The sequence below is a fragment of the Kitasatospora sp. NPDC048365 genome, from assembly GCF_043200835.1.
In the GTDB taxonomy this organism is placed as follows: domain Bacteria; phylum Actinomycetota; class Actinomycetes; order Streptomycetales; family Streptomycetaceae; genus Kitasatospora; species Kitasatospora terrestris.
In genome coordinates this window covers 61,615-76,071 of sequence record NZ_JBICYJ010000036.1, presented here as the reverse complement: position 1 = coordinate 76,071, position 14,457 = coordinate 61,615, and the positions used below count along the sequence as shown (strand labels likewise).

The window sequence follows — 14,457 nt, the reverse complement described above, 5'->3', positions numbered from 1 at the left end:
CGAAAACGGACGGTAGTCTCAAAAGCGATATGAGCATCGAACAGACCTCCCCGAACCACGCGGCCAAGCCGCGCGTCGCGATCGTCTTCGGCGGCCGCAGCTCGGAGCACGGCATCTCGGTCTCCACGGCCGGCAGCGTGCTCAAGGCGATCGACCGGAGCAAGTACGAGGTGCTGCCGATCGGCATCACCCACGAGGGCCGCTGGGCGCTGGTCGCCGACGCGCCGGCCCGGATGTCCATCACCGACGGCCGGCTGCCGGACGTCGACCAGGTCGCCGAGTCGACCGAGGGCCAGGTCGCGCTGCCGGGCAGCCCGGCCAGCCGCGAGGTGGTCCTGAGCGAGCCGGGCGCCACCCCGAAGGTGCTCGGCGAGGTCGACGTGGTGCTGCCGCTGCTGCACGGCCCGTGGGGCGAGGACGGCACCATCCAGGGCCTGCTGGAGCTCTCCGGCGTCCCGTACGTCGGCTCCGGCGTGCTCGCCAGCGCGGTCGGCATGGACAAGGAGTTCACCAAGCGGGTCCTGGAGTCCAACGGGATCTTCGCCGGCAGCTACACGGTGATCAAGCCGCGCGAGTGGGAGAGCGAGGCCGGCCGCGCCGCCGCGCGCTCCCGCGTCGAGGCGCTCGGGCTGCCGCTGTTCGTCAAGCCCTGCCGGGCCGGCTCGTCCATCGGCATCACCAAGGTCAAGGACCTCGCCGACCTGGACGGGGCGATCGAGGAGGCCCGCCGGCACGACCCCAAGGTGATCGTCGAGCTGGGCGTCGAGGGCCGCGAGATCGAGTGCGCGGTGCTGGAGTTCGAGGACGGCCCGCGGGCCAGCGTCCCGGCCGAGATCCTGGTCGGCGGCGACTTCGAGTTCTACGACTTCGAGGCCAAGTACATCGACTCCTCCGAGGTCGAGATCCCGGCCAGGCTGTCGGAGGACGAGACGGCGGAGATCCGCCGGCAGGCCGTCGCCGCGTTCGAGGCGCTCGGCTGCGAGGGCCTCGCCCGGGTCGACTTCTTCCTGCTGAACGACGGCCGGTGGATGGTCAACGAGATCAACACCATGCCCGGCTTCACCCCCATCTCGGCGTACCCGAAGATGTGGGAGGCCAGCGGCCTGTCCTACAGCGAGCTGATCGACCGCCTGCTCGGTGCCGCGCTGCGCCGCTCCACCGGCCTGCGCTGACCCCCGCGCCCCTCGGTCCCCGCCGGCCTACAGGCCGGGGGGGACCGTCGCGGTGATGGCGTCGGTCAGCGAGTTCAGCGGGTCCAGCGGGCCCGGGTACGCGCCCTTCGGCACGTGGATCTCCACGTACGCCCGGCGCAGCGTGGTGACGAACCAGTACCCGCCCGCACCGTCCGGGCCCATGCCGAACTGCACGCCGTTGACCTCGGGGGACTGCTTCAGCGGGTCGTCGTCCAGGTAGTCGGGCCGCTCGATGCCGCAGCGCAGCACGGTGCGCGGCGAGCTGCCCCAGGCCGCCGTGTACGGGGAGGCGGGGGAGGGGTCCTGGCGCTCGTGGCCGAGCACCTTCGCGGGCAGTGCCCGGTCCAGCGCCTCGCACGCGGCCACCGCCGACGCGCGCGGCACCGGCGGCGCGACGTCCTCGGGCGAGGACCACGCGGTCGCCAGCAGGACCGTGCAGCCCAGCAGGGCGGCGGGGGGCGCGAGCCAGCGCACCGGCGCGGGCAGTCGGCTCAGAACGGATCGGACCACCCGCCGATGGTAACCGGGCCCTACAGCCGGACCACCGGACAGGTCAGCGTCCGCGTGATGCCCTCGACCTGCTGGACCTGTGCCACCACCAGCCGGCCCAGGTCGTCGATCGAGCCGGCCTCGGCGCGCACGATCACGTCGTACGGGCCGGTGACGTCCTCGGCGGTGACCACGCCCGGGATCTTGGTGATGGACTGCGCCACCGCGGTGGCCTTGCCCACCTCGGTCTGAATCAGGATGTACGCCTGTACCACGGAGACCTCCAGCGGCATGGGTGGGTGGACCGGCCAGCGGTCTGATCACCACGCTACCGCGCCCCACCCCGGGTAGGGGAGACATCTGCACGGGCACAGGGCGTACGCTGCGCGCGGGGGCGCGTGCGTCCAGGCACTGACTACTCGACACCGTTGGACCGGGAGGACGGCTGATGCAGGGGACCGTGGGCGAGCTCGGTGAGTTCGGCCTCATCCGGGAGCTGACCGCCCGGCTGCCGCTGACCCCGGCCGTCGACCTCGGGCCGGGCGACGACGCCGCCGTGGTGAAGGCCTCGGACGGCCGGGTGGTCGCCACCACCGACGTGCTGATCGAGGGTCGGCACTTCCGCCGGGACTGGTCCACCGCGTACGACGTGGGCCGCAAGTCCGCCGCGCAGAACCTCGCCGACGTGGCGGCGATGGGCGCGGTGCCCACCGCGATCCTGCTCGGCCTGGTCGCGCCCGCCGACCTGCCCACCACCTGGGCCACCGAGCTGATGGACGGGCTGCGCGACGAGTGCCAGGTGGCCGGCGCCACCGTGGTCGGCGGGGACGTGGTCCGCGGCGACACCATCACGCTGGCGATCACCGCGCTCGGCGACCTGCAGGGCCGGGCGCCGGTGGTGCGCAGCGGCGCGCAGGTCGGCGACGTGGTGGCGGTGACCGGCTGGCTGGGCTGGTCGGCCGCCGGGCTGACCGTGCTGCAGCGCGGCTTCCGCTCACCGCGCGCGTTCGTCGAGGCGCACCGCCGGCCCGAGCCGCCGTACCACGCGGGCCCCGCCGGGGCCGACCTCGGCGCCACCGCGATGGTGGACGTCAGCGACGGCCTGGTCGCCGACCTCGGCCACGTCGCCAAGGCCAGCGGGGTCGACATCGACCTGCACGCCGCCGACTTCGACGTGCCTGCCCAGATGGCGGACATCGGCCAGGCCGTGGGCGTGGATCCGCTTGTATGGGTGCTCTCCGGCGGGGAGGACCACGCGATCGTGGCGACCTTCCCGAAGACCGTCCAGCTGCCGGCCCGCTGGCGGGTGGTCGGCGAGGTGGTCCGGACCGCCAACCCCGCGCGCGGGGGCCGCGTCACCGTCGACGGCGCCCCCTGGGACCGCGCGGGCGGCTGGGACCACTTCGGCTCGGAGTAGCCCGGCTTGCGGTGGCGCGCTGAGGGGTCCCCGGACGGGCGGAGCGCGTAGTCTTGCGCTGTCGGACGGTCCGGTATGTCCGGGTCCGTCCGGATGTTCGGATCCAACTACTCGGGGGCCTGCGCCGCCCCAGGAGCGGGAGACCCAGCCACCATGCGAATCGGCGTCCTGACCAGCGGCGGTGACTGCCCGGGCCTCAACGCGGTGATCCGGTCCGTGGTGCACCGCGGCACCGACGTCCACGGCGACGAGATCATCGGCATCGAGGACGGCTTCCTCGGCCTGATCGAGGGCCGGGCCCGGCCGATCTCGCACGACGACGTGACCGGTCTGCTCACCCTGGGCGGCACCGTCCTCGGCTCGGCCCGGGTCCAGCGCGAGCGGATCCGCTGGGCCGTCGACAACGCCGCGGAGCTCGCCCGGGGCCTGGACATCGACGCGCTGATCGCGATCGGCGGCGAGGGCACGCTGACCGCGGCCAAGCTGTTCAGCGACGCCGGACTGCCGGTCGTCGGCGTGCCGAAGACCATCGACAACGACATCGACGCCACCGACGTCACCTTCGGCTTCGACACCGCCGTGCACGTCGCCACCGAGGCGATCGACCGGCTCAAGACCACCGCCGAGTCCCACCAGCGGGTGATGGTGGTGGAGCTGATGGGCCGGCACACCGGCTGGATCACGCTGACCGCGGGCGTGGCCGGCGGCGCCCACGGCATCCTCATCCCGGAGAAGCCGTTCGACATCGAGGCGGTCGCCAGGATGGTCGAGGAGCGCTTCCGGCGCGGCAAGAAGTTCGCCATCATCGCGGTCGCCGAGGGCGCCAAGCCGGCGCCCGGCACGCTGCGCTTCGAGCACGGCCAGGTCGACCAGTACGGCCACCAGACCTTCGGCGGCATCGGCAACCGGCTCGCCCACGAGCTGGAGGACATCCTCGGCACGGAGGCCCGTCCGGTCATCCTCGGCCACACCCAGCGCGGCGGCACCCCCACCGCCCGCGACCGCGTCCTCGCCACCCGGTTCGGCTGGCACGCCGTCGAGGCCGTCCACAAGGGCGCCTTCGGCCACTTCACCGCGCTGCGCGGCAACAATGTCGAGCTGCTGCCGATCGCCGACGCGGTGGTGCAGCTGAAGACGGTGCCCGAGGACCGCTGGGCGGAATCCGAAGCCGTGCTGTAGCAGCGGCCCGGTAGGTTGGGCGCATGGTCTCCAGCGCTCCGCCCCGTGTCCTCACCGTCGCCGGCTCCGACAGCGGCGGCGGCGCCGGCATCCAGGCCGACCTCAAGGCGATGCTCGCCCTCGGCGTCCACGGGATGAGCGTGATCACCGCGGTCACCGCGCAGAACTCGCTCGGCGTCCAGGGCTACTGGGAACTGCCCGCCGAGGCCGTCCGCGCCCAGTTCCGCAGCGTCGTCGACGACATCGGCGTGCAGGCCGTGAAGACCGGCATGCTCGCCTCGATCGAGCTGGTCGAGACGGTGTCCGAGCTGCTCGCCGGCGTGGACGCGCCGGTCGTCGTCGACCCGGTCGGCGTCTCCAAGCACGGCGACGCGCTGCTCGCCGCCGAGGCCGTCGCGACCGTCCGCGAGCGGCTGCTGCCGGTCGCCACCCTCGCCACCCCCAACCTGCACGAGGTGACCCAGCTCACCGGCCGGGTGGTGGCGAGCGAGGCGCAGATGGCCGACGCGGCGAAGGCGCTGCTCGACCTCGGGCCGCGCTGGGTGCTGGTCAAGGGCGGCCACCTGGAGGGCGAGGCCGCCGACCTGCTGCTGGGCGCCGACGGCGAACAGCACTGGTACCGCGCGCCGCGCCACGACAACCGGCACACCCACGGCACCGGCTGCACCCTGGCCAGCTCGATCGCCGCGGAGCTCGCCAAGGGCGCCGACCTGCCGGACGCGGTCGCGGCCGCGAAGGCCTACATCACCGGCGCCATCGAGCACGGCTTCGCGCTCGGCGCCGGCATCGGCCCGGTCGACCACTTCTGGCGCGAGCGCTGAGGCGCCCGGGCGGCCCCGCCCCGGCGGGGCCGCGCACCGCACGGCACCGGAAAAACAGAGAGCCGACCCACCCGAGGGTGGATCGGCTTTCCGGAGGACCGGCTTACCGGTCTGCGCGTCAGCGCGAGACCTTACCGGCCTTGATGCACGAGGTGCAGACATTGAGCCGCTTCGGCGTACGCCCAATCACAGCGCGCACCGTCTGAATGTTGGGGTTCCAACGACGGGAGGTACGGCGGTGCGAGTGGGAGATGCTGTTGCCGAAGCCCGGCCCCTTGCCGCAGACGTCGCAGTTGGCAGCCACAGGAGTCACTCCAAGACTTCAGATCAGTTACTTTCGGAAAACCCCGGCTGAGCCCTCCGGACCACTCGCGTGGACCGGATCGGATCAAGGGGTGAGCCCGGGTTGTTCCAGGCAACCGTGAGAGCATACAACGGTTGCTCCCGCCCCACGAAACTACCACGCCCGGGGCCGTGATCGTCGGCGTACAAGCCGTCCTGCCAGCGCGGACGCGACTCCCGCACCGATAACCTGCCAGCATCGCCCCCGCCACCGCGTCCCGTCGCGTTCCCGTGGCGTTCACCCGGAGGAGACCTGGTGCTGGACACGCTCGACGCCATCGCCGTCCGCACCTGGTGCCGCCTGGCGCTGACCGCCCTCGGTCAGGCCCGCGAGGAGATCGACGCGCTCAACGTCTACCCGGTTCCGGACGGCGACACCGGCACCAACCTCTACCTGACCGTGGAGTCCGCCGCCGAGGCGCTGGACGCGGCGTTCGCCGGGCCCGAGCAGCCCGCGCTCGGACCGGCCGCCACCGCCGCCGCGCGCGGGGCGCTGATCGGGGCGCGCGGCAACTCCGGGGTGATCCTCGCGCAGTGGCTGCGCGGCTTCGCCGAGGTGCTGGCCGCGCACGGCGGCAGCCCCCAGGCGCTGCGCAAGGCACTGCTGCGGGCCGCCGAGGCGGCCTACCAGGCCGTCGCCGAACCGGTCGAGGGGACGCTGCTCACCGTCGCGGCCACCGCCGCGCGGACCGCGGACCGGCAGCAGGAAGGCCTGACCGCGGTGGCCGAGACCGCCTACCGGGCCGCCCGCGAGGCGCTGCTGCGCACCCCCGACCAGCTGGACGTGCTCGCCGAGGCCGGGGTGGTCGACGCCGGCGGGCGCGGACTGGTCGCGGTGCTCGGCGCGCTGGTCGACGCCGTCGCCGGCCAGACCCCGATGGGCCCGGTCGCCCTGCGGCAGGAGATCTCCGTCGCGCACGCCCCCGGCTGCGAGGGCCACGAGCGGCCGCCCGGCCCCGGGCACCCCGCCTTCGAGGTGATCTACCTGCTGGACGCGCCGGACCACGCGCTGCCCGTACTGCGCGAACGGCTCGCCGGGCTCGGCGACTCCCTGGTGATCGGCGGCGGCGACGGCCTGTGGAACGTCCACGTGCACGTGGACGACGCGGGCGCCGCCGTGGAGGCCGGCGTCGAGGCCGGCCGGCCGTACCGGATCCGGATCACGCACTTCGCCGAGGCGGCCGCCCGCGCCGGCGAGCGGGAGGAGACCGTCTCGCACGGCCGCGCCGTGCTCAGCGTGGTCTCCGGCACCGGCCTCGCCGAACTCTGCGCCCAGGCCGGCTCCGCCGTGCTGCCCGCCGACCCGGACCGGCCGCCGGCCAGCGCCGAACTCGCCGAGGCGGTCCGCCGCTGCGCCGCCCGCGAGGTGATCCTGCTGCTCAACGACCCCGAACTGCGGGCCGCCGCCGGGGCCGCCGCCGACCAGCTGCGCGAGGAGGGCCTGCGGATCGCCGTGCTGCCCACCCGCTCCCCGGTCCAGGGCCTGGCGGCGCTCGCCGTGCACGACGCCACCCGGCGCTTCGACGAGGACGTGGTCACCATGACCTCCGCCGCCGGCGCCACCCGGCACGCCGAACTCGCCCTCGCCGAAGGGGAGTCCTGGACCATGGCGGGCGTCTGCCAGGCCGGCGACGTGCTCGGCCTGATCGACGGCGACGTGGTGGTGATCGGCGACGACATCGGCGACACCGCCGTCACCCTGCTCGACCGGATGCTGGCCGGCGGCGGCGAGCTGGTCACCCTGGTCCTCGGCGACGAGCTCCCCGCCGGCCTCACCGACCGGCTGCTCGCGCACGCCCGCCGGACCCGCCCCGAGGTCGACACCGTCGCCTACCCCGGCGGCCAGGAGGCGGCCCTGCTGCTGATCGGCGTCGAGTGACCGGCGTCGAGTGAGCGCTCGCCCGGTCTGTCCCCGCGGTGGTGTAAACAGGTCACGATGGGCGCTCTCGATGAACCACTGACCAAGCTGGTCGGCGACCGTACCGCCAAGGTCCTCGCCGACAGCCTCAAGCTGCGCACGGTCGGCGACCTGCTGCACCACTACCCGCGCCGGTACGTCGAGCGCGGCCAGCTCACCAGCCTGGACGAGCTGGAGGTCGACGAACACGTCACCGTGCTGGCCCGGATCGAGAAGGTCACCCTGATCCCCTTCCGCGGCCGCAAGGGCGACCGGCTGGAGGTCGTGGTCACCGACGGCCGGGCCCGGCTGTCGCTGGTCTTCTTCAACCAGGGCTGGCGGCAGAAGGAGCTGCGCCCCGGCGCGCAGGGCCTGTTCGCCGGCAAGGTCGGCCTGTTCAACCGCACCCGGCAGCTCGCCTCGCCCGACTACCAGCTGCTCGACGAGACCGAAGGCAGCGAAGGCACCGCCGCCGCGCAGTTCGCCGGGCGGCTGATCCCGGTCTACCCGGCCAGCGCCCAGATGCCCAGCTGGAAGCTGTCCATCTGCATCGACACCGCGCTCACCAAGCACCTCGGCGACGTCGGCGAACCGCTGCCCGCCGAGCTGCGCGCCGACCACGACCTGATCCCGCTGCCCGAGGCACTGGAGCTGATCCACCGCCCGCGCAGCCAGGCCGACCGCGAGCGCGCCCAGCAACGCCTGCCCTGGGACGAGGCGTTCGTCCTCCAGGTCGCGCTCGCCCAGCGCCGGGCCGCCGACTCCGCGCTGCCAGCCGTCCCGCGCGAGGCCGTCCCCGGCGGTCTGCTGGACGCCTTCGACGCCCGACTGCCCTTCACCCTGACCGAGGGGCAGCAGAAGGTGTGCGGCGAGATCTTCGCCGACCTCGCCACCGACCACCCGATGCACCGGCTGCTCCAGGGCGAGGTCGGCTCCGGCAAGACGCTGGTCGCGCTGCGCGCGATGCTCGCCGTGGTCGACGCCGGCGGGCAGGCCGCGCTGCTCGCGCCCACCGAGGTGCTCGCCCAGCAGCACCACCGCTCGATCGTCGAGATGATGGGCGACCTCGCCGAGGGCGGCATGCTCGGCGGCTCCGAGCAGGGCACCCGGGTCGCGCTGCTCACCGGCTCGATGGGCACCCCCGCGCGGCGCCAGGCGATGCTCGACATGGCCTGCGGCGACGCCGGCATCACCATCGGCACCCACGCCCTGATCGAGGACAAGGTCCAGTTCCAGGACCTCGGCCTGGTCGTCGTCGACGAGCAGCACCGCTTCGGCGTCGAGCAGCGGGACGCGCTGCGCGCCAAGGGCGGCCAGCCGCCGCACCTGCTGGTGATGACCGCGACGCCGATCCCGCGGACCGTCGCGATGACCGTCTTCGGCGACCTGGAGACCTCGGTGCTGGACCAGCTGCCGAGCGGGCGCTCGCCGATCTCCACCCACGTGGTGCCCTCGCTGGAGAAGCCCAACTTCCTGGCCCGCACCTGGGAACGGGTCCGCGAGGAGGTCGGCAAGGGCCACCAGGCGTACGTGGTCTGCCCGCGGATCGGCGACGAGGAGCCGGACGCGAAGGGCGCCGGGAAGAAGAAGCGGAAGGCGGCGGAGGACCTGGAGGACCTCACCGGCCTCGGCGACCCCGGCGACGCGGGCGCGGACAGCGACGAGCGGCGGCCGCCGCTGTCGGTGGTGGAGACCGCGGCGATGCTCACCAGGGGCCCGCTCGCCGGGCTGCGGGTGGAGATCCTGCACGGGCGGCTCGCGCCCGAGGCCAAGGACGACGTGATGAAGCGCTTCGCGGCGGGGGAGGTGGACGTCCTGGTCGCCACCACCGTGATCGAGGTCGGCGTCAACGTCCCCAACTCCACCGTGATGGTGATCATGGACGCGGACCGGTTCGGCGTCTCCCAGCTCCACCAGCTGCGCGGCCGGGTCGGCCGCGGCAGCGCCGCAGGGCTGTGCCTGCTGGTCAGCGAGATGCCCGGGGCGAGCTCCGCGCGGGCCCGGCTGGACGCGGTGGCCGACACGCTGGACGGCTTCGCGCTCTCCCGGATCGACCTGGAGCAGCGGCGCGAGGGCGACGTCCTCGGCCAGGCCCAGTCCGGGGTGAAGTCCTCGCTCAAGGTCCTCTCGGTGCTCGACGACGAGGAGGTCATCGCCACCGCCCGGGCCGAGGCCACCCGGCTGGTCGCCGCCGACCCCGACCTCGCCGCCCACCCCGAGCTGCGCACCGCCCTGGAGAGCCTGCTCGACGAGGACCGCGCGGAGTACCTGGAGAAGGGCTGACCCCCGTCGGCCCCTCCGACCCCGCCGACCGTGCCCCGGCCTGACGGGACGCCGATTGTCAGTGCCCCAAGAGAGAATGAAGTTGTTCGGGGAGCACGCCAACGGGCTTCCCCGGCACGAGAATTGGGGGTCATTGCATGGCATTCCGTCACCTCAACGAGCTCCCGCTCGGCGACAAGGTCTTCCGGATCGAGCTCGCCAGCGAGGACGACCGCGAAGTCGCCCTCACCCTGACCGGCTGGCGTGAGGGCGCGTCCGCCATCCCGATCGCCAGCGGCGAACTGCGGCTGCCGGTGGAGGACGTCGCCTCCCTGCGGATCGCGCTCAACCGCGCCCTGCGCGCGCTGTCCATCGTCGCCGACGTCTCCGAGCCGATCCCCGACCGGGACGTGCTGCGCGAGCTGTACCCCGGGCACGGCGCGCCGTGGGTGCCGCAGCACGAGGAGGAGCTGGTCCGCCGCTTCCACGACGGCGAGACCATCGCCCGGATCGCCGCCCGCTACGGGCGGACGCCCGACTCCGTCCGCACCAAGCTCCGCGAGCTCGGCCACGACCCGCGCCGTCCCGAGTACTGCCCGCCCGACGGCTGCCTGAGCTGGTCCCGCTACGCCTCGCCGGCGCTGCTGGGGGCGGCCGAGGCGTAGGCGCAACCGAAAACAGGGGCGCGAGGCCGAGCCTCGCGCCCCTTATCGTGGTTGCCGAACTGCGAGAAGGAGACCCATGACCCGCGTGATTGCCGGGGTGGCCGGTGGCCGCCGGTTGGCGGTGCCGCCGGGCCGGAACACCCGGCCGACGTCCGACAAGGCGCGGGAGGCGATGTTCTCCACGCTGGAGGCGCTGGGCGGGCCGATCCGCGGTGCCCGGATGCTCGACCTGTTCGGCGGCAGCGGCGCGGTCGGCCTGGAGGCGCTGTCCCGGGGCGCGGAGCACGCGCTGCTGGTGGAGTCCGACGCGAGCGCGGTGCGCACCATCCGGGAGAACGTCCGGACGCTGGGCCTGCCCGGTGCCGAGGTGCGCGCCGACAAGGCCGAACGGGTGATCGCCGGCCCGCCGCCGGCGACCCCGTACGACCTGGTCTTCCTCGATCCGCCGTACGCGGTGACCGACGAGGAGGTGCGCGAGATGCTGATCACACTGACAGCCGGGGGCTGGCTAGCGGAGCATGCACTCGTCACCGTGGAACGCAGTACTCGCGGCGGCGAGTTCCTGTGGCCGGAGGGCTTCGACGCACTCCGCTCGCGCCGGTACGGCGAGGGCACCCTCTGGTACGGTCGCGCCGCCGACGAGTCCGATCAAGACTCGTAGCACCGACCCCACAAGGGAGCACCCGACATGCGCCGCGCCGTCTGCCCTGGGTCGTTCGACCCGATCACCAACGGCCACCTCGACATCATCGAGCGGGCCTCGAAGCTGTACGACGTCGTGCACGTCGCGGTGCTGATCAACAAGAACAAGCAGGGCATGTTCACCATCGAGGAGCGCATCGCGCTGATCGAGGAGACCACCGCCCAGTACGGCAACATCGAGGTGGAGTCGCACAGCGGCCTGTTGGTGGACTTCTGCCGGGACCGCGGCATCCCGGCGATCATCAAGGGCCTGCGCGCGGTCAGCGACTTCGACTACGAGCTGCAGATGGCCCAGATGAACCACGGGCTGACCGGCGTGGAGACGCTCTTCGTGCCGACCTCGCCGACCTACAGCTTCCTCTCCTCCAGCCTGGTGAAGGAGGTCGCCTCGTACGGGGGCGACGTCTCCCACCTGCTGCCCGGGGTGGTCAACGCCCGACTGGTCGAGCGGATCGCCGAACGGAAGAACTGACAGGGCGTTGTGAGGTCGGGGGGCCGGGGACGTACAGTCTGTATCCCCGCCCCGTGGGCGCCGCGACGCCGACGGGGTCTGCCTCCGCCGCACCTCGGCGGCACACGGAAAGACTGAAGACGCCCGTGGACGTGCAGCAGAAGCTCGACGAGATCGTCTCCATGGTCGAGAAGGCCAAGGCGATGCCGATGTCCGCCTCCTGCGTGGTGAACCGTGCCGAGCTGACCGGGATGCTCCGCGACCTGCGCGAGGCGATGCCGGCCGAGCTGGCGCAGGCCCAGTCGGTGGTCGCCGACCACCAGAGCATGGTGGCCGACGCCCAGGCGCAGGCGGACCAGATCATCCGCGGGGCGCACGACGAGCGCGGCTCGCTGATCTCCGACACCGAGGTGGTCCGCCAGGCCCAGGCGGAGGCGGACCGGATCCTCGCCGAGGCCCGCGCCGAGGTGCAGGGCAAGCGCGCCGAGGCGGACGACTACGTCGACTCCAAGCTGGCCAACTTCGAGGTCGTGCTGACCAAGACGCTGGGCGCGGTCGGCCGCGGCCGGGTCAAGCTGCGCGGCGAGTCCGGCATCTACGAGCCGGAGGCGGAGGGCGAGGCCGACGGCGAGGAGTTCCAGCCGCGGCTCAGCCCCAGCCCCGAGGTGGACGAGTACGTCGATGTGAAGCTCGCCACCCTGGAGGGCGTGCTGAGCGCCACCCTGCAGGCGGTCGGCAAGGGCCGCGACACGCTGCTCGGCAAGGCGCCGATCGACGAGCTGGGCGCCTACCTGGCCGCCGCCGACGAGGCCCAGCAGCTCAAGGACCGGGCCGAGGCGGTCGCCGCCGGCTTCGCCGCGGAGGACGCCGAGCAGCCCTGGTACCGCGAAGAGGTCCCGCAGCAGCAGAGCTGGCCGGAGCAGACCCCGGCCGCGGCCGGCTGGCAGGCCCCCGGCGAGGACCCGTACGCGCAGCCGCAGGCCCCCCAGTACGCCGAGGTGTACGGCGGCGGCTACGACCCGGCCCAGGCGCCGCAGGTCGACCCGTACGGCAACCAGTACGCCTACCAGCAGCAGCCGGTGGACCCGTACTACCAGCAGCAGCAGGCGGGCTACCAGCAGGGCTACGACCAGTACGGCTACCCGCAGCAGCAGCAGCAGGCCGCGCAGCTGCCGCAGCAGGGCAGCCTGGACGAGACCAGCTTCTTCGACACCAGCATGATCGACATGACCCGGCTGCGGGAGCTCGGCGGCCGCTGACGGCGACCGAAGTTGGGCCTGGCGCCTCTCTCCGGTAGTCTGACCACTCCGGCCTGTTCGCGCTGGGGCCGCCGTGTGCCCGCGAACGGGCTCCGCAAGAACCATCCGCGCCACGCAGGGATGCGTGCCGCCGCCAGGAAGTCAGGACACCTTGAACCGCCTCGACCACCGCGACCCGCTCGTGTTCGACACGCATGAGCTCGGCCGTCGCCCCGGCTCGATGCGCAAGGTGTCCCGCTCCCTGGAGGCCCCCGAGGGCCTGGGGATCGCGGACGTGATCGGCGTTCCCGAGAAGAGCGGGATCACGCTGGAGCTCCGCCTGGAGTCGGTGGTCGAGGGCGTGCTGGTGACCGGCACCGCCGAGGCCCACGTCGAGGGCGAGTGCTCCCGCTGCCTGGAGCCGGTGGAGGACGACCTGGAGGTCGACTTCCAGGAGCTGTACTACTACCCGGAGTCCGACGAGCGTCACCGCGCCCGGACCACCGGGACCGACGACCTCGACGAGGAGTCGGACGAGGAGACTTACCGCCTGGAGGGCGACCTGTTCGACCTCCAGCCGGTGCTGCGTGACGCGGTGGTGCTCGCACTGCCGCTGCAGCCGGTGTGCCAGGACGACTGCCTGGGCCTGTGCTCCGAGTGCGGGGCACGCCTGAGCGACGACCCGGACCACCACCACGACGCCGCCGACCCCCGGTGGGCGGCTCTGCAGGGACTCTCCGCCGCCCCCGGCGACGAGGGTGACGAAGACAAGAACAGCGGTACCCGTGAGGGTCTCGCCGAGAACCAGGAGAAGTAGCCGTGGCTGTTCCGAAGCGGAAGATGTCGCGCAGCAACACGCGCCACCGCCGTTCGCAGTGGAAGGCTGTCGCCCCCGCGCTCGTCGCGTGCGACCGCTGCCACGAGCCGAAGCTGGCGCACATCGCGTGCCCGAGCTGCGGCACGTACAACCGTCGCCAGGTCCTCTCGGTCTGATCGGCGGGGTGCACGGTTCGATGTCGGACGGAAACAACTCCTCTCGCAAGCAGGCTCCCGCAGGGGGCAAGAGCGGCGGGCCGGCTTCGACCGAATACGACGTTCTGGAAGGGCGCCTCGGGTACACGCTCGAGCGCGCCCTTCTGGTACGCGCCTTGACCCACCGCTCGTACGCGTACGAGAACGGTGGCCTGCCCACCAACGAGCGCCTGGAGTTCCTCGGCGACTCGGTGCTGGGCCTCGTGGTGACCGACACCCTCTACCGCCTCCACCCGGAGGTCGCCGAGGGCACGCTCGCCAAGCTCCGTGCCGCGGTGGTCAATTCCCGCGCGCTCGCCGAGGTCGGCCGCGGCCTGGATCTCGGCTCCTTCATCCGCCTCGGCAAGGGCGAAGAGGGCACCGGCGGCCGTGACAAGTCGTCGATCCTCGCCGACACCGTCGAGGCCGTGATCGGCGCGGTCTACCTCGACCAGGGCCTGGACGCCGCCACGGTGTTCGTCCACCGCCTGTTCGATCCGCTGATCGCGGAGTCCGCCCAGCTCGGCGCCGGTCTCGACTGGAAGACCAGCCTGCAGGAGCTGACCGCGGCGGTCGGTATCGGTGTGCCCGAGTACGTGGTCACCGAGACCGGTCCCGACCACGAGAAGACCTTCACCGCCGCGGCCCGGGTGGCCGGCGACGACTACGGCACCGGCAGCGGCCGCTCCAAGAAGGAAGCGGAGCAGAAGGCCGCCGAGTCCGCGTGGCGGGCGATCAAGGCGAAGTTCGGCGACGACCGGCCCGGTTCGGGCGCAGCCGCCTGAGGCCT

Annotated in this window: 16 protein-coding genes; 13 read left to right on the top strand and 3 right to left on the bottom strand. The window is 72.9% G+C overall.

The genetic code is table 11. The features are described from left to right. Window positions 1–29 precede the first annotated feature (29 nt). Window positions 30–1,172, top strand: coding sequence for a D-alanine--D-alanine ligase family protein (locus ACGFX4_RS30245; RefSeq protein ID WP_393080920.1), 1,143 nt, complete (start codon window positions 30–32; stop codon window positions 1,170–1,172). Window positions 1,173–1,199: 27 nt separating this feature from the next. On the opposite strand, the gene ACGFX4_RS30240 is transcribed toward ACGFX4_RS30245, so the two are convergent. After that, complete coding sequence (locus ACGFX4_RS30240; RefSeq protein WP_393080918.1) at window positions 1,200–1,703, bottom strand: DUF3515 domain-containing protein; 504 nt, start codon at window positions 1,701–1,703, stop codon at window positions 1,200–1,202. Window positions 1,704–1,723: 20 nt separating this feature from the next. Then, window positions 1,724–1,957, bottom strand: a complete 234-nt coding sequence (locus ACGFX4_RS30235) for an Lrp/AsnC family transcriptional regulator (protein ID WP_393080915.1) — start codon at window positions 1,955–1,957, stop codon at window positions 1,724–1,726. Window positions 1,958–2,130: 173 nt separating this feature from the next. On the opposite strand from ACGFX4_RS30235, the gene ACGFX4_RS30230 reads away from it, so the two are divergent. From ACGFX4_RS30230 to thiD, 3 genes are all read left to right on the top strand, one after another. Continuing rightward, a complete protein-coding gene (locus tag ACGFX4_RS30230; RefSeq protein ID WP_393080913.1) occupies window positions 2,131–3,099 on the top strand; it encodes a thiamine-phosphate kinase in 969 nt (322 codons plus the stop codon). A gap of 153 nt (window positions 3,100–3,252) precedes the next feature. Then, window positions 3,253–4,278, top strand: a complete 1,026-nt coding sequence (locus ACGFX4_RS30225) for an ATP-dependent 6-phosphofructokinase (protein WP_393080910.1) — start codon at window positions 3,253–3,255, stop codon at window positions 4,276–4,278. 23 nt (window positions 4,279–4,301) lie between these two features. Then, window positions 4,302–5,099 (top strand): bifunctional hydroxymethylpyrimidine kinase/phosphomethylpyrimidine kinase, encoded by a 798-nt coding sequence (gene thiD, locus ACGFX4_RS30220; RefSeq protein WP_393080907.1) that lies wholly within the window; start codon window positions 4,302–4,304, stop codon window positions 5,097–5,099. A 118-nt stretch (window positions 5,100–5,217) separates the two neighbouring features. Here thiD and rpmB read toward each other — a convergent pair whose 3' ends face one another. Beyond that, window positions 5,218–5,403, bottom strand: coding sequence for a 50S ribosomal protein L28 (rpmB, locus tag ACGFX4_RS30215; RefSeq protein ID WP_344639849.1), 186 nt, complete (start codon window positions 5,401–5,403; stop codon window positions 5,218–5,220). Between the two features lie 294 nt (window positions 5,404–5,697). On the opposite strand from rpmB, the gene ACGFX4_RS30210 reads away from it, so the two are divergent. The 9 genes from ACGFX4_RS30210 (at window position 5,698) to rnc (ending at window position 14,452) form a co-directional block, all read left to right on the top strand. Beyond that, window positions 5,698–7,320: a DAK2 domain-containing protein gene (locus ACGFX4_RS30210; protein ID WP_393080904.1), complete on the top strand. Its 1,623-nt coding sequence runs from the start codon at window positions 5,698–5,700 to the stop codon at window positions 7,318–7,320. Window positions 7,321–7,377: 57 nt separating this feature from the next. Further along, the gene (gene recG, locus ACGFX4_RS30205) at window positions 7,378–9,621 is read left to right on the top strand and encodes an ATP-dependent DNA helicase RecG (protein WP_393080902.1); all 2,244 of its coding nucleotides are present in this window, start codon (window positions 7,378–7,380) and stop codon (window positions 9,619–9,621) included. A 137-nt stretch (window positions 9,622–9,758) separates the two neighbouring features. Next, entirely contained in the window at window positions 9,759–10,265 is a 507-nt protein-coding gene (locus tag ACGFX4_RS30200; protein ID WP_345699106.1) for a hypothetical protein, read from the top strand. Between the two features lie 76 nt (window positions 10,266–10,341). Continuing rightward, window positions 10,342–10,926 (top strand): 16S rRNA (guanine(966)-N(2))-methyltransferase RsmD, encoded by a 585-nt coding sequence (gene rsmD / locus ACGFX4_RS30195; protein WP_393080899.1) that lies wholly within the window; start codon window positions 10,342–10,344, stop codon window positions 10,924–10,926. Window positions 10,927–10,953: 27 nt separating this feature from the next. After that, a complete protein-coding gene (gene coaD, locus ACGFX4_RS30190) occupies window positions 10,954–11,439 on the top strand; it encodes a pantetheine-phosphate adenylyltransferase (protein WP_393080897.1) in 486 nt (161 codons plus the stop codon). Window positions 11,440–11,564: 125 nt separating this feature from the next. Beyond that, on the top strand, window positions 11,565–12,677 hold the full coding sequence (locus ACGFX4_RS30185; protein WP_393080895.1) for an ATP synthase F0 subunit B: 1,113 nt from the start codon (window positions 11,565–11,567) through the stop codon (window positions 12,675–12,677). A 151-nt stretch (window positions 12,678–12,828) separates the two neighbouring features. Beyond that, window positions 12,829–13,473, top strand: a complete 645-nt coding sequence (locus ACGFX4_RS30180; protein ID WP_393080892.1) for a YceD family protein — start codon at window positions 12,829–12,831, stop codon at window positions 13,471–13,473. A gap of 2 nt (window positions 13,474–13,475) precedes the next feature. Continuing rightward, entirely contained in the window at window positions 13,476–13,649 is a 174-nt protein-coding gene (rpmF, locus tag ACGFX4_RS30175) for a 50S ribosomal protein L32 (protein WP_344639841.1), read from the top strand. 20 nt (window positions 13,650–13,669) lie between these two features. After that, on the top strand, window positions 13,670–14,452 hold the full coding sequence (rnc, locus tag ACGFX4_RS30170; protein ID WP_393080889.1) for a ribonuclease III: 783 nt from the start codon (window positions 13,670–13,672) through the stop codon (window positions 14,450–14,452). The last annotated feature ends 5 nt before the right edge of the window (window positions 14,453–14,457 follow it).